Annotated in this window: 17 protein-coding genes; 4 read left to right on the forward strand and 13 right to left on the reverse strand. The window is 71.2% G+C overall.

The genetic code is table 11. From position 1 onward, the window contains the following. Nucleotides 1-17: 17 nt before the first annotated feature. From ABD932_RS29625 to ABD932_RS29635, 3 genes are all read right to left on the reverse strand, one after another. Entirely contained in the window at nucleotides 18-845 is an 828-nt protein-coding gene (locus tag ABD932_RS29625; RefSeq protein WP_425587533.1) for an anti-sigma factor family protein, read from the reverse strand. Continuing rightward, the gene (locus ABD932_RS29630) at nucleotides 845-1,366 is read right to left on the reverse strand and encodes a sigma-70 family RNA polymerase sigma factor (RefSeq protein ID WP_010039908.1); all 522 of its coding nucleotides are present in this window, start codon (nucleotides 1,364-1,366) and stop codon (nucleotides 845-847) included. The genes ABD932_RS29625 and ABD932_RS29630 overlap by 1 nt, the downstream gene beginning before the upstream one ends. 319 nt (nucleotides 1,367-1,685) lie before the next feature. Continuing rightward, a complete protein-coding gene (locus ABD932_RS29635) occupies nucleotides 1,686-2,282 on the reverse strand; it encodes a CGNR zinc finger domain-containing protein (RefSeq protein WP_345017190.1) in 597 nt (198 codons plus the stop codon). A gap of 206 nt (nucleotides 2,283-2,488) precedes the next feature. On the opposite strand from ABD932_RS29635, the gene ABD932_RS29640 reads away from it, so the two are divergent. Continuing rightward, entirely contained in the window at nucleotides 2,489-3,019 is a 531-nt protein-coding gene (locus tag ABD932_RS29640; RefSeq protein ID WP_345017192.1) for an anthrone oxygenase family protein, read from the forward strand. A gap of 115 nt (nucleotides 3,020-3,134) precedes the next feature. Here ABD932_RS29640 and ABD932_RS29645 read toward each other — a convergent pair whose 3' ends face one another. The 7 genes from ABD932_RS29645 to ABD932_RS29675 all read right to left on the reverse strand — a co-directional run bounded on the left by ABD932_RS29645 (nucleotide 3,135) and on the right by ABD932_RS29675 (nucleotide 13,124). Further along, nucleotides 3,135-4,286, reverse strand: a complete 1,152-nt coding sequence (locus ABD932_RS29645) for a uroporphyrinogen-III synthase (RefSeq protein ID WP_345017194.1) — start codon at nucleotides 4,284-4,286, stop codon at nucleotides 3,135-3,137. 155 nt (nucleotides 4,287-4,441) lie between these two features. Beyond that, nucleotides 4,442-5,824 carry a nitrate/nitrite transporter gene (locus tag ABD932_RS29650; RefSeq protein WP_345017196.1) on the reverse strand — a complete coding sequence of 461 codons (1,383 nt, stop codon included), beginning with the start codon at nucleotides 5,822-5,824 and terminating at the stop codon, nucleotides 4,442-4,444. Between the two features lie 255 nt (nucleotides 5,825-6,079). Further along, nucleotides 6,080-7,087 carry a hypothetical protein gene (locus ABD932_RS29655; protein WP_345017198.1) on the reverse strand — a complete coding sequence of 336 codons (1,008 nt, stop codon included), beginning with the start codon at nucleotides 7,085-7,087 and terminating at the stop codon, nucleotides 6,080-6,082. A gap of 137 nt (nucleotides 7,088-7,224) precedes the next feature. Continuing rightward, entirely contained in the window at nucleotides 7,225-8,544 is a 1,320-nt protein-coding gene (locus ABD932_RS29660) for an acyltransferase family protein (RefSeq protein ID WP_345017201.1), read from the reverse strand. Nucleotides 8,545-8,582: 38 nt separating this feature from the next. Continuing rightward, the gene (locus ABD932_RS29665; RefSeq protein WP_345017203.1) at nucleotides 8,583-10,781 is read right to left on the reverse strand and encodes a bifunctional polysaccharide deacetylase/glycosyltransferase family 2 protein; all 2,199 of its coding nucleotides are present in this window, start codon (nucleotides 10,779-10,781) and stop codon (nucleotides 8,583-8,585) included. After that, the gene (locus ABD932_RS29670) at nucleotides 10,781-11,698 is read right to left on the reverse strand and encodes a hypothetical protein (RefSeq protein ID WP_345017205.1); all 918 of its coding nucleotides are present in this window, start codon (nucleotides 11,696-11,698) and stop codon (nucleotides 10,781-10,783) included. Before ABD932_RS29670 ends, ABD932_RS29665 begins: the two co-directional genes overlap by 1 nt. A 448-nt stretch (nucleotides 11,699-12,146) precedes the next feature. Then, nucleotides 12,147-13,124, reverse strand: coding sequence for a LysR family transcriptional regulator (locus ABD932_RS29675; RefSeq protein ID WP_345017207.1), 978 nt, complete (start codon nucleotides 13,122-13,124; stop codon nucleotides 12,147-12,149). An 83-nt stretch (nucleotides 13,125-13,207) separates the two neighbouring features. Between ABD932_RS29675 and ABD932_RS29680 the strand changes: the two genes are divergently transcribed. Beyond that, nucleotides 13,208-14,551, forward strand: a complete 1,344-nt coding sequence (locus tag ABD932_RS29680) for an MFS transporter (protein WP_345017209.1) — start codon at nucleotides 13,208-13,210, stop codon at nucleotides 14,549-14,551. Between the two features lie 87 nt (nucleotides 14,552-14,638). Here the strand turns inward: ABD932_RS29680 and ABD932_RS29685 are convergent, their stop codons facing one another. Next, a complete protein-coding gene (locus tag ABD932_RS29685; protein WP_345017211.1) occupies nucleotides 14,639-16,012 on the reverse strand; it encodes a cytochrome P450 in 1,374 nt (457 codons plus the stop codon). A gap of 198 nt (nucleotides 16,013-16,210) precedes the next feature. Here ABD932_RS29685 and yicI point away from each other — a divergent pair, with 198 nt between their 5' ends. Both yicI and ABD932_RS29695 read left to right on the forward strand, forming a co-directional pair. Continuing rightward, a complete protein-coding gene (yicI, locus tag ABD932_RS29690; RefSeq protein ID WP_345017213.1) occupies nucleotides 16,211-18,463 on the forward strand; it encodes an alpha-xylosidase in 2,253 nt (750 codons plus the stop codon). After that, nucleotides 18,463-19,473 (forward strand): LacI family DNA-binding transcriptional regulator, encoded by a 1,011-nt coding sequence (locus tag ABD932_RS29695; RefSeq protein ID WP_345017215.1) that lies wholly within the window; start codon nucleotides 18,463-18,465, stop codon nucleotides 19,471-19,473. The genes yicI and ABD932_RS29695 overlap by 1 nt, the downstream gene beginning before the upstream one ends. A gap of 42 nt (nucleotides 19,474-19,515) precedes the next feature. Here the strand turns inward: ABD932_RS29695 and ABD932_RS29700 are convergent, their stop codons facing one another. Both ABD932_RS29700 and ABD932_RS29705 read right to left on the reverse strand, forming a co-directional pair. Further along, entirely contained in the window at nucleotides 19,516-20,259 is a 744-nt protein-coding gene (locus ABD932_RS29700; RefSeq protein ID WP_345017217.1) for a hypothetical protein, read from the reverse strand. Then, nucleotides 20,256-24,659: an RICIN domain-containing protein gene (locus tag ABD932_RS29705; protein WP_345017219.1), complete on the reverse strand. Its 4,404-nt coding sequence runs from the start codon at nucleotides 24,657-24,659 to the stop codon at nucleotides 20,256-20,258. Before ABD932_RS29705 ends, ABD932_RS29700 begins: the two co-directional genes overlap by 4 nt. Between the last annotated feature and the right edge of the window lie 83 nt (nucleotides 24,660-24,742).

Consider the following 24,742-nt stretch of genomic DNA (forward strand, 5'->3'; position numbering starts at 1 on the left):
CCGAAAAGCTACGTCGACTACACGTCGACCTGGGCCAGCTTCTTTCCGTCGAAGGTCATGACCTCGATGTGGTCGACCTCGTCGGGGGCCATGGACACGCCGCCGCTGACGTAGAGCGGGTTCCTGGCCTGCTCGGTCTTGGCGTCCGGGATGCCGTAGCCCCACTTCGGGACGGACCAGGAGGCGGCCGTCTCACGCTCGCCGTCCTTGCTGACGAAGATCAGGGAGCACTTGAGCGGACCCTTGACGCCCTTGAGTTCGAGGGCCGTCTCGGTGCCCCAGAGCTTCTCCTGCAGGGCGACGGTCGCGCTGACGCCGGTCGTCGAGTCGCTCCCGGAGACCTTGTTCTCGATGTCGGTGAACAGGTCCTTGGCGGGGTTGGCCGCCGTCACGACCCTGTTCCCGCCGTCGCCGCCGTCGCTGCCGTTCGTCGCCACGGCCACGAACGGGCCGCCGACGATCAGCGCGGCCGCCGCGGCCACCATGTAGAAGCTGCGCCGGCGCTTCTGGGCGCGGCGCTCGGCGACCTCGTCGACGAGCTTGTTGACCAGCCGCGGGCTGGGCTTCGCCGACAGGGACTCGCCGATGGCGGGCGTGCCGGAACCGGGCAGGTCCGCGAGCGCGGCCAGCATCGGCTCCATCCCGGCGAGCTCGTCCAGCTGCTGGGCGCACCATTCGCAGGTCGCGAGGTGTGCTTCGAAAGCGGTTGCCTCAGCGTCGTCGAGGATCCCGAGGGCGTAGGCGCCGACGGTCTCGTGCTCGCTCGGAACCGGATGTCCCTGCATGGGTCCAGACATACCCGAACCGCCCATCCCGAATCCCTGGTTTCCCCCGTAAACACTCATCACGCCGTCACCCCCCGCTCCTCCAGAGCCAGCTTCATCGACCGCAGGGCATAGAAGACCCTGGAGCGGACGGTGCCGCTGGGTATGCCCAGCGTCTCGGCCGCCTCATTGACGGTACGTCCCTTGAAGTACGTCTCGACCAGCACCTCCCGGTGGGCAGGAGTCAGGTCGTCGAGTGCGTCCGACAGCGTCATCAGCCACAGCGCCTTGTCGATCTCGTCCTCCGCGGGGATGACCTCCAGCGGCGACGGATCGACCTCCTGCGGCCGGGCCTGCCGGCTGCGGTGGCCGTCGATGACGATGCGCCTCGCGACCGTCACCAGCCAGGGGCGTACCGATCCGGTCGCTCGATTGAGCTGTCCGGCGTTCTTCCAGGCACGGATGAGCGTCTCCTGCACGACGTCCTCTGCTCGTTGCCGATCACCGGCGACCAGTCGAAGGACATACGCAAGGAGGGGTCCGGCGTGCTCTCTGTACAGCGCACGCATCAGCTCCTCATCAGGTTCCGAGGGCTGGGACATGCGATGTCGGGCCCTCGATCCACGTTCATTGGCCACGACGGAATCCTTGCGCACGCCCACCTCCGATGTCCGGGGGTTCCCCCAGTCGGTCGCTCGACCACCCGTACGGAAGCGGCCCGTTGAGCGTTCAAAGCGAGGCGACAGTTTTCTGTGGAGTGACGTGACGAGCTGGACATGGCAGCACATTCCCACCGTGCGATCTTTACATTTCCACCACATCGGCAAGATCGAGCGCGCGCTTCCCTACGGGTGCGTAGGTAAACAAGGTGTAATCGAAATCACTTCGACAGCCCACTCGCACAAGCCGCATAACGGACTGTCAGGCTCGGGTGAGAGCGGCGCGACGGCGGTGCCGGGCGACCCTTTCGCGGTTCCCGCAGACCTCACTGGAACACCAGCGCCTCCTGCGCCCCCGGGACGTATCGACATAAACGATCGGACAGTTGTCGCCCTCGCACTCCCTCAGCCCGGCCTGCGCGACAGGATCGGTGAGCAGCTCCAGCACGTCCCGGGCGACGGCCCCGAGCAGGGCGGCGCACTCGGGCGGATGATCCAACTCCCGCACGAGGGTTCCGTCTTCGCTCCGTACGGCGCGGGGTGCCGGGGGCGCGGCGAGAGCGATGTCGTTCACCTGCGCGAGCGCGATGTCGTACGACGGCCAAGGCTCGGGGTGAGGACCACCTCGCACCAACTGCCCGATACGTCCGCGCAGTTCGCGGAAGGCCACGAGCCAGGAGGCGTCGGCGTGGGCGAGCGGCGTGCCCGGTGGGACGAGCCCCGCCCCGGCGATCCAGGCGCACAACACCTCGACGGAGTCGAACCGTTCCTCGGGGTGCGTGGTCGCGAGGAGGTCCAGACAGATCCGTCCGGCGTCGAACCGCAGCTCGTACGCGTCCGTGACCGTACCCAGTGCCATGTGCCTGTCACCGCCTAGGGTCACCCCGGTCAGAAGGGGTCGGTGAGATGCCGTGAGGAGAGCTGGGGAAACCGTTCCCTCTAACAGTGCCTGCCCGCTCGCGGAGCCGGAACCCCTCGTACCGGCGGTTGGCGCTGGACGACCGCGTATGGAGCTGCGCGTGACGGCCATGTTCGGGGGGCATTCGGGCCCGTTGACTGAAGGACATGACTCGAAACGACACGATCGCCGGAACCGTACTGGGCGCGGCCACGGTCGCGATGGGCCTGATAGCCGGAAGCTTCTACGTCTTCGCGTGCGCGGTGATGCCGGGGCTGGCGCGCAGTGACGACCGGGTCTACGTCGAGGTCATGCGCGACATCAACGAGGTGATCCAGAACCCGGTGTTCTTCCTGAGCTTCCTCGGGGCGCTGGTGGTGACGGGGGTGTCGGCGTGGCAGCTGCGCGGGGAGCCGTACCGGTGGTGGGTGCGGGCGGCACTGGCGGCGTATGCCCTCGCCTTCCTCGTCACGGTCGCCTTCAACATCCCGCTGAACGACGGGCTGGAGGCGGGTGGTGATCCGGCCGCACTGCGGGAGGAGTTCGAGGGGCCGTGGGTGGCGTGGAACGTGGTGCGGGCCGGGTTGTCGACGGTGGCGTTGGGGTGCTTGGGTCGGGCGCTGGTGGGATACGGCAGCTTTCGGCGCCGGTCAGCGCAATCCAGCCCGTCTGGGGGTCCCCCCTCTGGGGGAGTTTGAGGACGAGGCCCGTTCAGGGCCGACGGGGGTCCAGGGGGCAGAGCCCCCTGGGGGGGGTCGAAGGGGCGGAGCCCCTGGGGACGGGACGGGTAGGGGCGGCGGGGGCGAAAACAGCTCACACGTCCGCGTACTTCGCGTCGGCGGCGGGATCCAAGGCCAGCCGATACCCCCGCTTCACCACCGTCTGGATCAGCTTCGGCGCCCCAAGAGCCGTCCGCAGCCGAGCCATCGCCGTCTCCACCGCATGCTCATCGCGGCCGGCGCCCGGCAGCGCCCGCAGCAGATCGGACCGGGCCACCACCCACCCGGGCCGCCGGGACAGAGCCCGCAGCAGGGACATACCCGCCGGCGGTACGGGCCGCAGCGCCCCGTCGACCAGCACCGCATGGCCGCGGATCTCCACCTGGTGCCCGGCGATCGGCAGCGACCGGGCCCGGGCGGGCAGCTCCTGGCACAGCAGCTGGACCAGCGGACCGAGCCGGTACCTCTGGGGCTGCACCGTGTCGATCCCGCGGGCCTGCAACGGCAGCGCGGTGACCGGACCGACGCAGGCCGGAAGGACGTCGTGGTTGAGGGCGGCGAGCACCTCGGGGAGCAGCCCGCGCTCCTCGGCCCGCGACAGCAGGGACGCCGCGGCCGGGGCGCTGGTGAAGGTGAGCGCGTCCAGGCCACGGGAGACCGTGGCGTCCAGCAGACGGTCGACCGGTCCGATGTCCTCCGGCGGCAGCCACCGGTACACCGGCACACCGAGCACCTCCGCTCCCCCGGCCCGCAACGCCTCCACGAACCCGGGCAGCGGCTCACCGTGCAGCTGGAGGGCGATACGGCGTCCGTCGACGCCCTCCTCCAGCAGCCGGTCCAGCACCTCGGCCATGGACTCGCTGGACGGCGACCACTCCTCGGTCAGCCCGGCGGCCCGTACCGCGCCCTTGACCTTCGGCCCGCGCGCGAGCAGCTCGACCTCGCGCAGCCGTGCCAGCAGGTCCTCGCCCAGTCCCCACCCGTCGGCGGCCTCGATCCAGCCCCGGAAGCCGATCGCGGTCGTGGCGACCACGATGTCCGGGGTCCGCTGGATGATCTCCTTGGTGGCGGCGAGCAGTTCGCTGTCGTCGGCGAGCGGCACGATGCGCAGGGCAGGTGCGTGCAGGACTGCGGCTCCGCGCCGCTGGAGCAAGGCCCCGAGTTCGTCGGCACGGCGTGCGGCGGTGACGCCCACGGTGAAACCCGCGAGCGGGCCGTGTTCCGGTTGCTGCTGTTCGTCGTACATAACTCTCGTCCCGCACTCGAGTTGTGGTGCCTTGCGTCAGGTGGTCGCACCGAGGGAGTTCCTGACTTCACCCAGGGTGGTTGCACCTGCATGCCGATCGAGCCTGTCAACGGTGCGTGACAGGCTCGGTTCGGCTTCATGTCGGCAGTGTTACGTCACACCTCGGCGTAGCTGAGCTGCGGCTTTGCCTCGGTCGCCGATGTGGCGTGGGTCTCGGAGGCGGCCGGGCGGCGAAGGTATACGGCCCAGGTGACCACGAAACAGACGCCGTAGAAGGCGAGGAAGGCGACGAAGGCGCCGGTCCCGGAGCCCACGGAGAGGAAGGACTGGCGGAAGGCGAGGTTGATGCCGAGTCCGCCGAGCGCGCCGACCGCGCCGATGAGGCCCATGGAGGCACCGGAGAGCCGGCGGCCGTAGGACGCGGCCTCCTCACCGGTGAGTCCCTTGGCGGCGGCCTTCGCCTGGAAGATGCCGGGGATCATCTTGTACGTCGAGCCGTTGCCGAGGCCGGTCAGCACGAACAGGGCGATGAACGCGGTGGTGAACAGAGGCAGCGACTTCTGCATCGAGGCCACGATGATGATCGAGGTCGCGGCGGCCATGGCGATGAAGTTGTACAGCGTGATCTTCGCGCCGCCGTACCGGTCGGCGAGCCAGCCGCCCACGGGCCGGATCAGGGAGCCGAGCAGCGGGCCGATGAAGGTGACGTAGGCGGCCTGCAGCGGCGTACGGCCGAACTGCGTCTGGAGGACGAGGCCGAAGGCGAAGCTGTACCCGATGAAGGAGCCGAAGGTACCGATGTAGAGGAAGGACATGATCCAGGTGTGGGCGTCCTTCACGGCGTCCTTGGCGGCGCCGGTGTCGTTCTTCACGGACGAGATGCTGTCCATCTTCAGCCACGCGAGGACGGCGGCGATCACGATGAACGGGATGTAGATCCCGAGCAGCAGGCGCGGGCCCCCGCTGGCGCCGATGACCGCGAGACCGACGAGCTGCACCACTGGTACGCCGATGTTGCCGCCGCCGGCGTTCAGACCGAGCGCCCACCCCTTCTTACGCAGGGGGAAGAAGGCGTTGATGTTGGTCATGCTGGAGGCGAAGTTTCCGCCGCCGACACCGGCCAGCATCGCGCACAGCAGGAAGGTGGTGAGCGACGTTCCCGGCTCCATCACGGCGAACGCGGCGACCGTCGGAAGGAGCAGCAGGCTCGCCGAGACGACCGTCCACATCCGGCCACCGAAGACGGCGACGGCGAAGGTGTAGGGCACCCGGACTATGGCGCCGACCAGCGTGGCCATCGAGACGATGAAGAACTTGTCGGCGGGGGTGAGCCCGTACTCCGGCCCCATGAAGAGCACCATCACGGACCACAGGGTCCAGATCGAGAACCCGATGTGCTCGGAGAGGACGGAGAAGAAGAGGTTCCGGCGTGCGATCTTCTCACCGGTCTCGTTCCAGAACGTCTCGTTCTCGGGGTCCCAGTGGTCGATCCAGCGGCCTCCCCTGCTTGCGGCGGGGGCTGTGCTAGGGGCTGTCATGACGCCTCCACGGTCTTCGGGGCTCGGTCGCGCTTTGAGTGACTGGTCCCGAAGGTAGGGAGGGCGCGTTTCCGGTCTGTGGCACCGGGTGACCGGAAAGGAACTTTGCTCTCACCCGGCGGGGAGGGCGGATGAGAGGTTGTGTTGGTCGTCCCTATATAAGGGCGAGATATGGGGGCGGGACGGGGACGGGGGGCACGGCCACACCGGGGTGTGGATATAGAGGGTATAGGGGGCGAAGGAAACGCCGCCCGGTCAGCGCTGCGGGGGTTGCCAGTGGGGGTTCTGCTGCGGGTGGGGCGGCTGAGGCGGCTGGGGGCTCTGCTGTTGGGGGTAGGGCTGGGGCTGGCCGTACGGCGGCTGCGCTTGCGGCTGGCTGTACGGCGGCTGGGGCTGCGGCTGCGGCTGCGGCTGCTGCGGTGTGCCGTACGGGCCCTGGGGCTGGGGAGCGCCGTAGGGACCCGGGGCGGGCTGGTTGCTGTACGGGCCGGGCGCGGCGGGCTGCGCGGGATACGCACCCGGCGCGGCAGGCTGAGCAGGGTACCCGCCCGGCGCCGCGGGCTGGCCGTACGGCCCGGGCGCCTGCTGCCCGTAACCGCCCGGCGTGCCCGGGGCGGGGGCCTGGTTGCCGTAGGGCCCGGCCGCGAACGGGTTGCCGTGCCCCGGCAGCTGTCCGCCGGGCGGCAGATAGCGCACCCGCCCGGTCTCGTCGGTGATCGGCGCGAACCCGGCGGCCTGCAGCCTGGCCGCGAACTTGGCGTTGCGCTTGCGGTTGACGGCGAAGCCGATGCCGATGATCGCCATGAAGATCACCCACACGATGAACGCGGTGATCCAGGCGGCGGCGTCCGCACCGAGCCGCACTCCGAGGACCCCGGCGCCGACGGTGAGGCCGATGGCCGCGTAGCCCATCCGCTTCTCGGCGCTCTTACCGGTGAGGTCGAAGTTGATACGGGCCTTGAGGAGCTCGAAGGCGTCGGGCACGAGGGGCGGTACGGACACCCCGTCGCTCGCGTTCGGGTACTGCGCCCAGTTCTGGCCGGCGCGGGCGCGGGCCTGGGGGCTGGGGTCGGGCGCGATCAGCATGACGAGCGCGTTGTTGCGCCCGGCGCTCTGCCGTACGTCCACGTACTCGTACCCGAACTGCTGGGCGATGAAGGCCAGCCTGGCGAGCTTCTTCACGGAGGCCAAGGGGCTGGTGAGCTCGACGGGCTCCCCGCTCGCCATCAACCGCAGCATCTTCTGCACTTGCCGCTTGCTCATCGCCGTCCGCTCCCCACCGACCGCCGGGCCGCTCGGCCCCTCGGGCCACCCCGTTCACTTGCGCAACCCGGTCAGTGTCACACGCGGGTCTGACAGTGCGGAACCTCGGTCGGCGGGGTTCACAGGATCTTGGTGGTTCAGCCCCTGGACCGCCGTGCCCTACGGCCCGTCTGCTGCCTCGTCCCCCTCTTCGCGCCCTTCTTGGCCCCCTTCTTCGACCCGTCCGGCCACACCTGCGGCCGCCTCTTCGCCGCCAGGTCCTCCGCCCACCCGAACCACACGATGCAGCTGCCGATGAGCACCCAGGTGAAGGCCAGTACCGGCCACGGGCTCTCCAGCAGCCAGGAGAAGTGCATCCACATCACGTCGATGCCCCACAGCTGGTCCCACATCGTCGCGGCGATGAGGATGCAGGTGTTGTGCCACAGGTAGATCGTCACCGCACGGGAGTTGAGCAGGGTGATCACGCGGTCCCAGCGGCGCAGGCGGCGCGGCCACTCCGACCAGGAGGGGCTGAGGTGCAGCAGCAACATGACCGTGCCGAAGGACCAGAGGGCCTGGGCCATGGGCATGCTGTCGAGGTCGTTGCCCTCGCCGAAGTCGTGGTTCAGGGCGTACCAGAGGCCGACCGCGGCGAAGATCGGGGCCACGGAGGGGACGACGTAGCGCGGGATGCGGCGCAGGATGCCCTCCTGGTGCGCCATGCCGAGGATCCAGCAGGCGCCGAAGGTGCTGAAGTCGGTGAGCGCGGACGGGATGCGCTCGCCGGGGAGGGTGAGGTAGCCGAAGTTGAACGCCGCCGACAGCGCGAGCGGCGCCAGGAGCGTCACCAGCGGCATCGCGCGCAGCGCCTTCAGCAGGAACGGCGAGAGCAGGACGTACCAGAGGTAGGCGCGGATGTACCAGAGCGGTCCCGCGAGGTCGACGGCCCAGTTCTCGCCGAGGAAGCCGTGGATGCCGGGCAGGCCCTCGGCGTACGGCGGGTCACTGAGCGGGACGATCCAGTAGGCCAGGTGGATCCACCACCAGCCGGGGTGGCCGTCGGCGTCCGGACCCCAGCCCTGGATCACCATGCCGGTGACCCCGACCACGCCCAGCAGCCACAGCGGGGGCAGGAGGCGGCGTATGCGGCCCCGGATGACCTGCACGGGCGGGCGCTTCAGGGAGCGGGCCATGAGGTTGCCGGCGAGGGCGAACATCACGCCCATGGAGGGGAAGACCAGCGGGAGCCAGGCCCAGCCCGTCAGGTGGTAGAGGACCACGCGGAAGAGGGCGAGGGCGCGCAGCAGGTCGAAGTAGCGGTCGCGGGCCGGGGCCGGCCGGGCGGCCTGCTCGGGCTTCGCCGGGTCGGCCGGCGGGGTGGGCGCGGGTGCGGTCGCGTGCAGGACCGGGTCCGCTGTCGGCACCGCTCCTGCTGCCGTCCCGGCCGCGGCGCCGGTCGTCGCCCCCGTCGTCATCGAAGGACCGTAGAGCGAAGGGTCGTAGGAGGGAGGGTTCATCGGACCGGCCTCTCGTCCATGACCTGCCGGCGCTGCGTCGGCACGGTCGGCGGTGCGGACACCCCGCCCTTGCGCCGCAGCTTCTGCCAGCGCAGGCGGCCGCCGGTGAGGGCCGTGATCCAGGACTGGAGCAGGACGACGTACATGAGCTGGCGGTAGAGGATCTGCTGGAGCGGGAGCGAGATGAGCGGGGTGAGGCGCTCGCGGTCCAGGACGAACGCGTAGGCCGCGCAGGCCGCCTGGATGGCGAGGACGCCGAACCAGGCCAGGATCGTCTTCTCCGTGGGCCCGAAGACCAGGCCGTAGATGAGGAACACGTCGATCAGCGGGGCCAGGAGCGGGGCCAGGACCATGAAGAGGGAGACGAGAGGCAGGCCGACCCGGCCGAAACGACCCGACGGCCCCCGGTCCACCAGGGCGCGCCGGTGCTTCCAGATCGCCTGCATGGTGCCGTACGACCACCGGTAGCGCTGCGACCACAGCTGCTGGACGGACTCCGGCGCCTCGGTCCAGGCCCGGGCCTTCTCGGCGTAGACCACGCGCCAGCCGTCGCGGTGGATCGCCATCGTGATGTCGGTGTCCTCGGCGAGGGTGTCGTCGCTCATGCCGCCGACCCGTTCCAGGGCGGAGCGGCGGAAGGCGCCGACCGCGCCCGGGATCGTCGGCATGCACTGCAGGACGTCGTACATACGGCGGTCCAGGTTGAAGCCCATCACGTACTCGATGTGCTGCCAGGCGCCGATGAGGGTGTCCTTGTTGCCGACCTTGGCGTTGCCCGCGACCGCGCCGACGCGCGGGTCGGCGAAGGGCTGGACGAGTTCGCGGACGGTGGACGGTTCGAAGACCGTGTCGCCGTCCATCATCACGATCAGGTCGTAACGGGCGTTCGCCAGGCCGCGGTTGAGCGCCGCGGGCTTGCCCGCGTTGAGCTGGCGGATGACGCGGACGTTCGGCAGTCCCAGCCCCTCGACGATCCGGGCCGTGCCGTCGCTGGAGCCGTCGTCGATGACGATGATCTCGATGGGGTACTCGCTGCGCATCAGGGACCGCACGGTGCTCTCGATGCACTTGGCCTCGTTGTACGCCGGGACCAGCACCGACGCCGGTTCGGTGACCGGCGCGTTCGGGCCCCAGACGAAGTCCCGGCGACGGGTGCGGCGGGCGTGGATGGCGGAGAGCAGCAGCATCAGGCCGAAGCGGCCGATGACGAGGGAGCCGATGGCGGCGAGGCCGACGACCAGGATCGCGGTGATGTTGTCGGAGGCGTCGACCAGGAAGACCCAGGCCTTGCCCTTCCACAGCTCCAGACCGGTGACCTCGGTGTGCGCGCTGGGCGCGCTCAGGGCCTCGGTGAGGTTCTGGAACTCGTAGCCCTTGCCCTTGAGCTGGGGGATGAGCTTGTCCAGCGCCTGGACCGTCTGATGCCGGTCGCCGCCGGAGTCGTGCATCAGGACGATCGCGCCCTGGCCGGGCTTGGGCGTGGAGTTGCGGATGATCTGGTCGACGCCCGGCTTGCGCCAGTCCTCGCTGTCGGTGTCGTTGACGATGGTGATGTAGCCGCGGCTGCCGATGTACTCGGTCACCGGCCAGGAGTTGTTGTCCATGTTCACGGACTTCGACGAGTACGGCGGCCGGAACAGGGAGCTGCGGATGCCGACCGCGCCCGCGAGCGCGAGCTGGTTCTGGGACAGCTCCCAGTCGATGCGCTTCTTGGACTGGTAGGACAGGTCGGGGTGGTTGAAGGTGTGCAGGCCGATCTCGTGCCCCTCGTCCACCATGCGCTGCACGAGGTCCGGGTAGCGGGAGGCCATCGTGCCGGTGATGAAGAAGACCGCGTGCGCTTCGTTCCGCTTCAGGGCGTCCAGCACCTTCGGCGTCCACTCGGGGTCGGGGCCGTCGTCGAAGGTGAGGACGACGCTGTTGTCCGGCACCCGCAGCGTGCTCGCGCTGCCGTCCCGGGTGTCGATGACGGGGCCGCCCTTGAGGATCTCCTGCGGCACCTTGTCGTTGGCCGCGGCGGGCCGTACGCGGTAGTCGGCGAGGATCTCGCTGTGGACGTAGCCGCGCAGCATCAGCATCGCCATCAGCGCGACGAGGACGAGCGAGGGGAGAAGCAGGCGCATGGGCACGCGGCGGCGCCGGGAGCCGTCGGGGGCTCCCTTCGCGGGCCCGTGACGGCGAGTGCGGGATGCCATCAGAGGGTGTACTCCGGGGACGGGGCGGCGGGTGCGGGAGCGGAGATGTCCGGCTCCTGCGCGATGGGGCTGGGGTCGCTCGGGCCGTTCGCGACCGTCCCGGTGGCGGGTTCGCCGGTGGTCGCGGGATCGGTCGGCTCCTCGGTGGGGCCGCCGCCGTCCGTCGGGCTCGGGTCGGGGTCGGGGACGGTGGGCTCGGTGGTCGGCTCGGGGTCCGGGGTGGGGTTCGTGCCCGGGTTGCTGGTGGTCTTGGTGGGGGTCGGCTTCGGGTCGGCGGACGCGTCGGGGTCGGCGCTGGTGGACGCGCCGGGCGATGTGGCGTCGGCGCCCGGGGACACGGTCGTGTCCGTACTGGCCGTCGGGGAGGTGCCCGGGGAGACGCTGCCGGTGCCGGAGGGCTGCGGTGCCGACTCCGCGGGCAGCGGCGGGGTGTCGACCTGGCCGGCTGGCTGCTCCTTGGGGCGCTCCACCGGCAGCCAGGGCGCGTCGGAGGTGCCGGACAGCAGGGTGGCGACGATGACCACGGCGTAGACCGCGCAGGCGAGGCCCACGGCCATGCCGATACGGCGGTAGAGGCGGCTGCGGCGGCCCGACTCGTCGACGAACACCGGCCCGTCGGAGCTTTCGCCGCCGCCCGGGCCGTCCTTGGCCGCGCGCAGCATGTTGTCCAGCTGCAGGCCGACGCCGTCGAGCTGGATGGTGACCTCGTGCGGATCGTGGGTGGCGCCGGCGTCGGGGCGCGCCTCGGCGTGCGCGGTCTGCTCCGGTTCCTCGGCCTCCGCCCACGGGTCACGGACCACGGGGGTACGCGTCGTCTCAGCGGCAGCGGGGAAGGCGGCGGTCCTGGGCGCCGGGGACGGGTCGTTCCTTCTGGAGGCCGACGGCCGCTCGAAGGCCGACCAGCCGTCCGACTTCATGGTCGAACGACCCTCGTCCGCTATCCTCCCGACCGCCGGAAGCACCGCGGTCTCGTCGGCGTCCGACGAGGCACGGGCGTCCGAGGAGGCACGCCCGCCACCGCGGAGTCTCTCCGTCTGTCCTGTCCCCGTCTCAGAACGGGTACGACGGCCCCCATCAGGGACCTCGGTCTCCCCGGTCGCCGGGAAGGCCTGGGTGTCGCCCTTCGAGCCCGCCGGGGAAGAACCGCCCCTGGACCCCGATGCGGCCTCGGGCCACTCCGGTTGGGCGTCTTCTCGCCACTTCTTCACGCGCACGCACATCCCCCCACGGGACCGTTCTGGGTGCGCGCGCGACACTGAGCACCCGTCGCCGTACCGAGCCCCCACCCGGCCGAGCGCCCCCCATTACCACAACGTGCTCAGGCCAAGAATGTAGCGCACGCGGAGGTTTTGTGTTTGCCGAGTGTCAGTTGCGGACGTTCATCGTGTCCAAATCGATGGCTGGAATCCATCCCCCGGCAGGCCGCCGCAGCCACCCCTCCTCGGCCGCGACCTGCGCCGCCGCCCGTCGAAGGGCGTCGAATGCGGGGTGCACCAGGCCCTTTCGCCACACCAGTGAAACCGGTGACAGGGGCACGGGGTCGGTCAACGGGCGCAGCACCGCCCCGGGCATGGCCGGAAATTCGACGACGGCGAGCACGGGGGTCCGTGTCTTGGCCATGATCCGCTGAAACTCCTCGGCGCCGACGGCGAGCGGCGCGGGCGCGGCGACCTCGATGCCGCGTCCGTCGAACAGCCGGTGCGCGAGGTCGGTCCACTCCGGGGTGCGGGGGTTGCCGGCACCGGCGTACACGGTCTCGCCGGCCAGCGCGGCCAGCGGCACCTGGTCCAGATCCGCCAGCGGATGGCCCTCGGGCAGCAGGATCGCCATCGGCTCGTAGCGCACCGGCTGATGGTCGAGGCCCGCCCGCAGCGCCGGATCCAGTCCCGCGAACCGTCCGAAGGACGCGTCCAGCCGCCCCGCGACCAGCTCGCCGGCCGCACCCGACAGACCGCTCTCGTAGCGGGCCATCAACTCGTGCTCGGGGGCGAGTTCGCGGGCCCGGTGCAGGATCCTGCGACCGGTGGCCATGCCCGGCGAGTTCAGGTCCACCAGCAGGGGGCGGGCCTGCCCGAAGGCGGCGAGCAGGTCGTCCTGGGCCTGGAGGGCGCGGCGGGCGTACGGCACCAGCCGCTCGCCGTCGGCCGTCAGCGTGACCTGCCGGGTCGTCCGTACGAACAGCTCGGCGCCCAGCTCCCGCTCCAGCCGCCGTACGTCCCGGCTGAGCGCCTGCTGGGCGACGTACAGCCGCGCCGCGGCCCGCGTGAAGTGCAGTTCCTGGGCCACGGCGAGGAAGGCGCGCAGGAGGCGGGGGTCGAGGTGCGCGGGAGCGGAAGCGGGCATGCGGCGAACTTACAACGCGAGTGCGTGAATCCGCGCCGAGCAGGTGTTGGACCCCTTGATCCACCGCGGGCGACGGTGGACCCATGCCGCAACAGCCGTACGAGAAAGCCCTGAGAACCACGAGAGCCGCGAGACCCCCGGCATCTCCTCTGCTCACCGTCACCGCCGACTCCCTCGTGGCCGTCGACTTCAACCCTCGGACGAGGAGCGAGGGACGCGAGGGGCGCCGCCCGCCCGGCCCGTACCGCCGGCTCTTCGCCCGCCCCGGCGCCCGCGCCTTCACCGTCGGGAACCTGATCGCCCGCCTGCCCATGGGCATGTTCAGCGTGAGCGCGGTCGTGATGATCGCCGGTTCGCGGGGGTCGTACGCCCTCGCCGGCGCCGTCACCGCGACCGGCCTCGCGGCGACCGCGCTGGTCGCGCCCTGGACCGCGCGGCTCGTCGACCGGTACGGCCAGGCGCGGGTCGCGGTGCCGGCCACGCTCCTCGCGGCGCTGGGCAGCCTCGCGCTGCTGCTGTGCGTGCGCTACGACGCCCCCGCCTGGACCCTCTTCGCCGCGTACGCCGCCACCGCGACCACCCCCAACACCGGAGGCATGTCCCGCGCCCGCTGGGCCCATCTGCTGAAGGGCGACGCCGAGTCCCTGCACACCGCGAACTCCTTCGAACAGGCCGCCGACGAGCTGTGCTTCATGCTGGGCCCGGTGCTGGCGGCGTTCCTGTGCGGGACGTTCTTCCCGGAAGCGGGGACGCTGGTCGGGGTGGTGCTCCTGGTGACGGGCGTGCTGCTCTTCGCGTCCCAGCGGTCGACCGAGCCGCCGCCTCGGGGCCGTACGGCCGACGGGCCGGCGCGGTCGCCGCTCCGCGCCCCCGGCATGCCCTCACTGATGGCCGTCTGCCTCGCCATGGGCGCGGTGTTCGGCGCGACGGAGGTCGTCACGATCGCGTTCGCGGACGCGCAGGGCCACCGCACGGCGGCGGGTGCGGTGCTCGCGCTCCAGGCGGCCGGGTCCTGCGCGGCGGGCCTGTGGTTCGGCCGCCTCAGGCTCTCCGGTCCCCCCGAGCACCGCTACCCCTGGTGCATAGCCGCGATGACCACGCTGCTGACCCTGCCCCTGCTCGCCGCATCCCTCACCGGCTCGCTCCTCCTGCTGTCCGCCGCCCTGCTGATCGCCGGCATGGCCACGGCCCCGACCATGATCACCAACATGGCCCTGGTCCAGCACCGCACCCCGGAGGGCCGCCTCAACGAGGGCATGACGCTGGCGGTGACCGCCCTTCTCGGCGGCATCGCGGCCGGCAGCGCGATCGGAGGCTGGACGGTGGAGCACCTCTCGCCGACGGCGGGGTACGGAGTACCGATCACGGCAGCGGCCGCCGCACTGCTAGTCGCCCTCGCAGCAACGCCCCTAGGGGCGCGGGACTGAATCGATATGCGGCTCCGCCGCGCGGGCGCGACCAGCCCCGACGGCGCCGCAGACAACCAACGACCCACCGCGGCACCCCCCGACCGCCTAACCCCGCGGAGCGACCCGCGCACGAGCCGGCCCTTTGGCCATCAGCGTGATCCCCGCGCCGACCGGCACCTCCCCCACCTCCGCGTCCTCGACCTCGAACTCCCGCAACAGCACCGCCAGCCCGAGCACCGACTCCAGCATCGACAGGTGCTGCCCTATGCAGGCCCGCGGCCCGCCCCCGAAGGGGAACCAGGCATAGCGCGGACGCCCCGCCTCCGCCTCCGGCGTGAAGCGGGTGGGGTCGAAGCGGTCCGGGTCCGGCCAGTAGGCGGGGTGGCGCTGGGTGACCCAGGGGCTGACCAGGAGGTCGGCACCGGCCGGGATCAGTACGCCGTCCACCTCCGCGTCGGCGACCGAGCGGCGGCCGATCACGGGTGCGGAGGGATACAGCCGCATCGCCTCCTTCAGCACCATCGTCAGATACGGCAGCTCCTCCATGTCCTCGGCCGTGGGCGCCCGTCCGCCGGGGCCGCCGAGCACCCCGTCCACCTCGTCCCGCACCCTCCGCTGTTCCTCGGGGTGGCGGGCGAGGAGGTGCAGGGCGAAGGCGAGCGCGGTGGCGGTCGTCTCGTGGCCGGCCAGCAGGAAGATCAGGACCTGCTCGCGGAGTTCGTCGGCGTCGAGGCTGCCGTCCTCGGCGTTCTCGGCGTGCACCAGGAGGGTGACCAGGTCGTCGCGGTCGTCCCGGTCCCGGCGGCTGTCGATGATGCCGTCGCACAGCGCGCGCAGCTCCGACTGGAGGCGTGCGGCGCGGCGGTTGGCGGGGGTGGGCCAGGTGCGGGGTGCCTTGAGCGGCGAGAAGCCGCGCTTGAGCGAGTACTCCTGGAGCGGCGGCAGGGTGCGCTCGATCACCTCGAACGCCTTCTTCACGTCCGTCCCGAACAGGATCCGGCCGACGACATGCAGCGCGAACCGGTGCATCTCACCCACCAGTTCCACGGTCCCGCCCGGCACCGCGCGCCACTCGGCGGCCAGCGCGACCGCCTCCTCGGCGACCTGCTGCGCGTATCCGTTCACCCGGCGCCGGGTGAACAGCGGCTGTACGAGCCTGCGCTGGCGCAGGTACGTGTCGTCCTGGCTGGTGAGCAGCCCGTTGCCGACCGACTGGCGCAGCTCCTCGTAGAAGACGTTGTCCTTGCGGAAGTTGGCGGCCTGTGTCGCCAGCACCTGCTGGGCGCCCTCGGCGGAGAACACCACGTAGATGTCGGACCGCAGCCCCGGCGGCCCGGCGCGGAAGCGCACCACGTCGCCATGGTCGCGGCGGGCTCGCAAGTAGGCGGCGAGGGGATCGTTCAGCAGGTCGCTCATCGAGCCGAGCAAAGGACTCCCCGCCACGATCGGCGCCCTGGCGGCCGTCGTCGTCATCGTCATGGTTGCCCCATTCCCGCCGGGGCCATTGACGCACCCTCAGCCCACACATACCTTCGACAACGAGCAATCGAAGCGCTTCGACACTATCCGTCGAAACGATTCGATGAACCGGTCGGACGAACTGGTTGGACGAAACGGCTCGACGAACGCAGCGGGGCATCACCGTAGACGCAGGCGCAGTCAAGTAAGGACCCCCACATGAAGTTCACCGACGGCTACTGGCTGCTGCGCGAGGGCGTCACCGCGGCCCACCCGGCCGAGGTCCTCGACGTCACGGAGTCGGACGGCGCACTGGAGATCCACGCGCCGACCCGGCCCATCCGCACACGCGGCGACCTGATGACGGGACCGGTCATGACGATCAACGCCCACACCCCGATGCCCGACGTCATCGGCCTCACCCTCACCCACTTCGCGGGCGAGCAGCCCCGCGGCCCCGAGTTCGAGCTCACCGAGTCCGACGGGACCGCACCGCAGATCTCGTACGACGAGGAGCACGCGACCCTCACCTCCGGCGCCCTGTCGGTCCGGGTCGCCCGCACCGGCTCCTGGCAGGTCGAGTTCCTCGCCGGCGGCCGCACGCTCACCTCCAGCGGCCCCAAGAGCATGGGCATCATGCGGGACGCGACCGGCGCGCACTACCTGCGCGAACAGCTGAACCTCGGTGTCGGCACGTCCGTCTACGGCCTCGGCGAACGCTTCGGGCCGCTGGTCAAGAACGGGCAGGTCGTCGACGTCTGGCAGGCCGACGGCGGCACCTGCAGCGAGCAGGCGTACAAGAACGTCCCCTTCTACCTGACGGACGCGGGCTACGGCGTCTTCGTCGACCACCCGGGCAAGGTCTCCTTCGAGGTCGCCTCGGAGGTCGTCTCCCGGGCGCAGTTCAGCGCGGAGACACAGGAGCTGACGTACTACGTCATCTACGGTCCGACCCCGAAGGACATCCTCCGCAAGTACACGGCGCTGACCGGCCGCCCGGCGCTGCCGCCCGCCTGGTCCTTCGGCCTGTGGCTGTCGACGTCCTTCACGACGTCGTACGACGAGGAGACGGTGACGTCCTTCGTGGACGGTATGCGGGAGCGCGAACTTCCCCTCTCCGTCTTCCACTTCGACTGCTTCTGGATGCGCGAGTTCAACTGGTGCGACTTCCAGTGGGACCCGCGCGTGTTCCCCGACCCGGAGGGGATGCTGGCCCGGCTGAAGGCGAAGGGCCTGCGGGTCTGCGTCTGGATCAACCCGTACATAGCCCAGCGCTCCCCGCTGTTCGCGGAGGGCAAGGCGCTCGGGCACCTGCTGAAGCGGCCGGACGGCAGCGTCTGGCAGTGGGACCTGTGGCAGCCCGGCATGGCGCTGGTCGACTTCACCTCCCCGGCGGCCCGCGACTGGTACGCGGCCAAGCTGGAGGCGCTCCTCGCACAGGGCGTCGACTGCTTCAAGACGGACTTCGGCGAGCGGGTGCCGCTCGACGTGGCCTGGTCCGACGGCTCCGACCCGGAGCGGATGCACAACTACTACACGTACCTCTACAACCGCACCGTCTTCGACGTCCTGCGCAAGCACCGCGGCGAGGAGGAGGCGGTGGTCTTCGCCCGTTCGGCGACGGCGGGGAGCCAGAAGTTCCCCGTCCACTGGGGCGGCGACTGCGAGGCGACGTACGAGTCGATGGCGGAGTCGCTGCGCGGCGGCCTCTCGCTGGGCCTCTCCGGCTTCGGGTACTGGAGCCACGACATCGGCGGCTTCGAGGGCACCCCCACCCCCGCGCTGTTCAAGCGGTGGCTGGCGTTCGGCCTGCTGTCCTCGCACAGTCGGCTGCACGGGTCGTCGTCGTACCGGGTCCCGTGGCAGTTCGACGAGGAATCCGTGGACGTGGCCCGGCGGTTCATCCGCCTCAAGCTGAGCCTGATGCCCTATCTCTACGAGGCCGCCCGCACCGCCCACACCGAGGGCGTGCCGATGATGCGGGCGATGGTGCTGGAGTTCCCGGACGATCCCGGGTGCGCGCATCTGGAGCGGCAGTACATGCTCGGCCCGGACCTGCTGGTGGCGCCGGTGTTCAGCGACGAGGGGGACGTGGCGTACTACGTCCCCGAGGGCACCTGGACCCACTACCTCAGTGGGGAGACGGTGACCGGCCCGCGCTGGGTGCGCGAGACGCACGGCTTCGACAGCGTGCCGCTGCTGGTGCGGCCGGGCGCGGTGATCCCGGTGGGCGCGGTGGACGACCGGCCCGACTACGACCACGCCGACGGGGTCACGCTGCGGGCGTACGGGCTGCGGCGGGGCGCGCGGGTGACGGTGCGGGTCGGGGAGGTGGCCTTCACGGTCGTACGGGAGGGCGACACACTGCGGGCCTCGTGCGGTGACCCGTCCGCACCCTGGGGTCTGGCCGCCGGGGAGCGCGAGGCACGGGCGCAGGCGGGGACCGGGTTCCTGACGGTGGAGCTGGGCTGATGGTGAAGATCACTGACGTGGCCCGGCACGCCGGGGTCTCCCCCAGCACGGTGTCGTACGCGCTGAGCGGCAAGCGCCCGATCTCCGAGGAGACCCGGCGCCGCGTCGAGGAGTCCGCCCGCCTGCTCGGCTACCGCCCGCACGTCGGCGCCCGCGCACTGGCCGGCCGACGGACCAACGTGCTGGCCCTGGTCGTGCCCTTGCGGGCCGGGATCAACGTGCCGGTGGTGATGCGGTTCGCGGTGTCGGTGGTGACGACGGCGCGACGGTACGACCATGACGTACTGCTGCTGACCCAGGAGGAGGGCGAGGACGGGCTGCGGCGGGTCGCGGACTCGGCGCTGGTGGACGCGCTGCTCGTGATGGACGTCCAGCTCCACGACCCCCGCCTGCCCCTCCTACGGGACCTGGACCGCCCGTCGGTGATGATCGGTTTCCCGGCCGACTCCGCCGGACTGACCTGCATCGACCTCGACTTCAGGGCGGCGGCCGAGGCCTGCGTGGAGCATCTGGCGCGGCTCGGACACCGGGTGGTGGCGCTGGTGGGCTCGCCGCCCGAGGTGTACGTACGGCAGACGGCCTTCGCCCAGCGGGTCGTGCAGGGCTTCACGGCCGCCGCGGACCGCAACCGGCTCTCCTCCGCCGTGCACCCCTGCGAGGCGACACCGGCGGCGGCCCGCACGGTCGCCGAGCAACTGCTGCGCGAACAACCGGCGTTGACAGGTGTCGTGGTCCACAACGAGGCCGTCCTGGAGCCGCTGATCGACGCCTTCGAGGAACTCGGGCTCCGGGTGCCGGGCGATCTGTCGGTCACCGCCATCTGCCCCGACGAACTCGCCGAGAACATCCGTGTCCCGGTCACCTCGGTCGCCCTGCCCTCCGCCGAGGTGGGCACCCGGGCGGTGGAGCTGCTGATGAAGAAGCTCGGCGGCACGACCGTACCCGAGGCCACGCTGCTGCCGCCGCGGATGACGGAACGGGCGAGCACGGCACCGCGGGAGCTCGCGTGAGCGCCGAAGGGACGGGGTCCTGCGACCCCGTCCCTCACGCGGCTACACCCGCTGGTCCCCCTGCCAGGTGACCGACGTCAGCGCGGCCAGACCGCCATGGGCCACGCCCTTGTACGTCACCTTCCGGGCCGGGCCCAGCTCGTGCGCGACGCGTCGCGCCAGCTCCGCGCCCTCGTGGAACAGCCGCTCCCATTCGCCGTCGTACTTACCGTCCACCCGGTCCCGCAGGTCCAGGTTCACCGTCGCGTCGATGCTCTTCGCCCAGGTGTACAGATCGGCGACGAGACCGTCGGACAGGGCCAGTGCGGCGGCCGGATCATCGGGGACGAAGTCCCCGAACCCGTCGGAGCGCAGTGGAGCGACCTGGTACTCGCCTTCGACGGTGATGTCGACCGGGTGCGGGGGTGTGCCGTGGCTGTCGCGCTCCCAGTGCAGGCGGTCGCAGCCCCAGCACACCCACTTCGCCGTCCCGAGGCCCTCGTCCCAGTAGCGCACCGACCACGACGGACCGAGCTGCCGGGCCAGCCGCTGGGCGAGGGCCAGCCCCTGCTTGACGTGCCCCCGCAGGTCCGCACGGGAGGTGAAACCACCCGGCGGGCGGGACAGCGACCAGGAACGCAGCGCGTCCGCCAACTCTGCCGGCAGAGCTGACAGGTCATCGTCCAGCGGGACGTCACGGGTGTAGGCGCCGAGGTCCTCAACGGCCCACGGATCCTCCGCCTCGTACAGCGGAGACGGTTCGCCCCGCGCCTGCACCAGCAGGTGCCGGGGTGCTTCGAGGGTCATGCGATGTTCGCTCCGATCACGTATCCGTTGTCGCCCACGCTAACGGCCACGCGATGGACCTTGCCGTTGAAGGTGACCTCGAAGATGGGCCTGCCGGCGCCCTGGGTGCCGACCCTCGTGCCCTGGGTCAGGGCCGTCTTCACGACGGCCGGGATGTCCTCCACCCGGATCCCCGCGTTCGCGAACTCTCCGGCGTGCCGGAACATGATGTGGGTCAGGCCCGCGTTGACGGTGCCCTTCTCCAGCCAGGCGACGGGCACACCGGGCTTGGCGTACTCGATGACCCAGATCGTGTTCGCCCGGTCGAACTTCACGCCGGCGTCCTTGAGCTTGTCCACCAGCTTGGCGTCGAGGGTGCCACGGGCGATCCTGGCCCGTTCCGCCACCGCGTTCGCGATACGCAGCCCCATGCCGGCCGCACTGGTGGCCTTGCCGACCTCCAGGGCGCCCTTCTCCCCGTAGATCTTCTTCAGATCCGCGAGTACCTGGGCGGCGTTCTCACCGGTCTTGACGGCCTGTTCGACCCGCCCGGCGAGCCTGACCGCATCGGCGAGCTGCGCGGCCCTCGTCGGCGGGATGAGGAGCGTGGCGGCCCAGGCGCAGCTGGACTTGTCGCCGTGGTAGCACCGGGCGACGTCACCCAGCACGATCTCGTACAGGACCGCGCCGACCTTCTCGCCGAAGAGGTTCTGCCAGCCGATCCGGGTGATCTCACCGAAGCTGAAGTGGTGGGTCCACTCCTGCTTCTGCTTCGGGAGCGTCTCCGTGTCGAGGTAGACCCAGTCCGCCTTCGGGCAGCCGGTGTCGGTGGCGGGGACGTCCGGGTTCGCACAGTAGTAGTAGCTGACCGTGATGTTCAGGTTCAGCTCGTACGTCACCGTGCAGCCCTGGGGCACGTAGTCGCACTTGTTGAGCTGCTTGGCCGGACCCGCCTCGGTGTACTTGTCCACGACGTAGAAGACACCGTCGACACCGGTTCCGCCGCCCTCGGAGACCTGCTGGTTCGCCTCCTTGCGCTCGGACTCGTCCGCCGCCTGCTGCGCCGAGTCCGCATACTTCTGGGCGTCCTTCGCCGCCTCCTCCGCGAGCGTGGCCTCGGCGTCCGCCCGGTCGGCCGCCGCGCGGGCGTCCTTCGCCGCCTGCTCGGCCTCGGACGCCGCCTGGTGGGCCGCTGCCGCGTCCAGGGCCGCCTGGTCGGCGGAGGCACGGGCGTCCTTGGCGTAGCCTTCGGCCCGGCCTGCGGCCCGGTCGGCCGCTGCCGCGTCCTCGGTGGCCTGGCGGTCGTACTCGATGGTGCGGGCCAGTGACTTCTGCGCCTCGGCCGCGTACGTCGCCGCCTCGGCCGAGTACCCCATCGCCTCCTTGGCCGACTTGCGGGCCTGGGCCGCGAATCCGGCGGCCTCGCCGGCCAGCACCAGGGCCGCCTTCGCGTCACCCGTGGCCGCGTTCGCGGTGCTCTGCGCCTGGGCCGCGACCTTCGCCGCGTTCGCCTCGTGCGCCTCCGCGACCGCCACCTGCTGCTGGGCGATCGTCTTCGTCGACTGGCCCGTCAGGACCGCCAGTCCCGCCGCCGAGTCGGTCGTGACATACGGCGAGCCCAGCTGGATCGCGTCGTTCGCCGGCGTCGCGACCTGCTGCGCGGAGTTGCGGGCGTCCTCCGCCGCCTGCGCGGTCGTGTATGCGTGACCGACGGCCTCCGCCGCACCCGCGACCGCCTTCCCGGCCTCGGCCCGGGCCACATCCGCGTGTGCCTTCGCCTCGGCCGCGTGCTTCTCGGCGTCGTCGGCGAGTCGGTCCGCCGTACGGGCCGCATCGGCCGCCACCTGCGAGGCCTTGATGGCGTCGGCCGCCGAGGCCGTCGCCGTACGGACCGCCGCGTCCGCGCGCAGCTTGGCCGCGTTCGCCGCGTCCGACTCCGAACGGGCCCGCTTGGCCGCCGCCTCGGCACGGGTCGCCGCCGCGTCGGCGTCGGCCGCCGCCCGCGACGCCGCGTTCGCCTCGGCACGGGCCGATACCGCGGCCGACTCGGCCTCCGTGGCGGCCTTGTCCGCCTCGTCCGCCGCCGCCCGCGACGCGGTCGCCTGGTCATCGGCGTCGTGCGCGTCGGCGTACGCCGCCTTCGCGTCCGCCTTCGCACGCGCCGTGTCGGCCCTGCTCTCGGCGTCCCAGGCGTCGTCCCGCTTGGCCTTCGCGTTGTCCCGGGCCGCCTCGGCGTCCTGACGACGCTCACGCGCGGTCGTCTCGGAGGCCTCCGCCTTGTCCTTGGCGTTCTTGGCCGTGGTCGCGTACCCCTCGGCGCTCTGCCGGTGCTGGGCGGCCTCGGCCTGCTTCTGCCTGGCGGTCTCCTTCTCCGCCTTCGCCGTCTGCTCTTCCTTCTCCGCGTTCAGCCGGTGGGCGCGCGCGTCGGCGGCCGCCGCCTTCGCGTCCGCCTCCGCCTTCTGCGTCTCACCGAGCTTGGCCTTGGCCAGGTCCCGGGCGGCCTTCGCCGTCTGCGCCTGTACGGCGGCCGCGTCAGCGGCGGCCTTCGCCTGCTCCCGCGCGTACTGCGCGGCGGCCGTACGGAACGCCGCCTTCGACGCCGCGGTCTGCGTCACCGCGCGCGCGGCGATGGTCCTGCTGTCCGCGGCGGAGGCGCGGGTGGCCGCGTCGGCGGTCTCACCGGCCTTCACCAACGCGTCGAGCGCGGCCGAGGACGCCTTCGTGACCTGCGCCTTCTGCTGGCCGACCAGCAGACCCCGGCCCCGCGGGGCACCCGCCTGATCGGCGATCTTGTACGCGGCCTGCTGCGCCGCGTCCGAGTCGGTGGCCGCCTTCTTCGCCGCGGCCGCCTGCGCCTTGAGCGTGGTGAGGTGCCTGGCCGACGCGGCCTGGGCCGCCGCGAGACCCGCCTTCGCCTTGGCGAACTGGGCCGACGTCGGGTAGTCCAGACTGTCGGTGCCCTGGTGGCCGGACGGCACGATGTCGAACTTCTGCGGGGTGGTGCCCTTGCAGTCCCACATCCGGGCGTCGCGGCTGTTGTCGTAGGTGGCGAGGTCGAGGCAGTTGCCGGTGCCCGTGTTGAGCAGCCGGGTGGTGCCGTGGGTGTCGTACTCCCACTTCTGGGCGGCGCTCTGGTTGCAGGTCCAGATCTGCACGCCCGTGCCGTTCGCGGTGCCGGCGCTCTTCACGTCCAGGCACTTGCCGGAGTTGACGTTGACCAGCGCGTCGCCGCTGATCTGCCACTTCTGCCCGGCGGTGCCGTTGCAGGTGTAGATCTGCACGATCGAGCCGTTGGTCTTGGCCCCGCCGCCCACCTCAAGGCATTTGCCGGAGGCGCCGTTCGCGTGGATGACCATCGGGCTGTCGCCGATCCAGCCGGGGCCGCCGGCGGACCAGTAGTTCTGCCAGCGGGTCAGATGGTCGGCGATCCAGGACTGGCCCAGCATCTCGCCGAGCGTCTTCGAGCCCGTCGCGAGCGCCTTCACCGCGTCACGGTTGGAGTTCAGGATCTGGTTGCGCTGCGCGGCCTGACCGGAGATCTCCTGCTGCCACTCCGACGACGCTGCGGCCACCTGCTTGCCCAGCACCTTGCTCGGGTCGACCGGACCGCGCCACGCGCACGCCGCGAACCGGCTTTTCAGGTCCTCGACGGCCAGCCGGTATTCGACGGTTCCCGGCTCGGCGGCGGTACGCGGGAACCCGCCCGACGACAGGAAGAGCCGCGCGTTGTCCGCGCCCGTCGGCTCCAGGCCGTCGTCGACCAGGTCGTCCCACGCCTGATACTCGGCGAATGCCTGGGACCACTCGGGCGTGGGCAGCGACGGGTCCGGTGACGTGCCGTAGAGCGGGGTGCCGAGGTCCTTGACGGCCTTGACCGTGGCCTCGTCGGCCTTCGGAGTCGGGTCCTGGTAGAGGTCGCTCTCCTGCTTCCAGAACTGGTCATGGATCCACTGCGAGAGGCCGGTCTGGTCGTGGAAGCTCTTCTCGTCGCTGCCGGGCAGCCCCGGCGGGTCCCGGAAGTCCGCCACGCTCTTGAAGCCGCCCGGGGTAGGAAGCCCCGACACCGGCTTCTTCCACTCCTGGAGGCGCGCGTAGAGCGCGTCGCCCTCCTTGCCGGCGGCGTCCTTGTCCTGCTCGAACGCCGTGGCCAGCGGAGTGTCGGTCCAGTACTCCCGGTTCGCCGCCGTGTGCAGCTTGTCCGGGGTCTGGTCGAGCGCGCCCTGGGCGGTGGTGAACATGCCCGGGCCGCCCACGCGCAGCGCGTCGGTCATCAGGCACTGGTCCTGCCGCAGCTGCTCGGCGCCCTTGGCGTCGAAGCCGTCGTAGCTGTCGGCCACGGGGATCGCGTCGGCGGCGTCACGCGCGTACCGGTCCAGGAGGTCGGGCTGGGCCGCCAGGCCGCTCAGCACGGCCACGGCCACGGCCGAGGAGATGACAGGTCTGAGGAGTCTGGACGGTTGTGATCGGGCTCTGAGGAACCCTCGTCTGGGGCGCACAGAAGCAT

The sequence above is a fragment of the Streptomyces shaanxiensis genome (assembly GCF_039537145.1).
Lineage (GTDB): Bacteria > Actinomycetota > Actinomycetes > Streptomycetales > Streptomycetaceae > Streptomyces > Streptomyces shaanxiensis.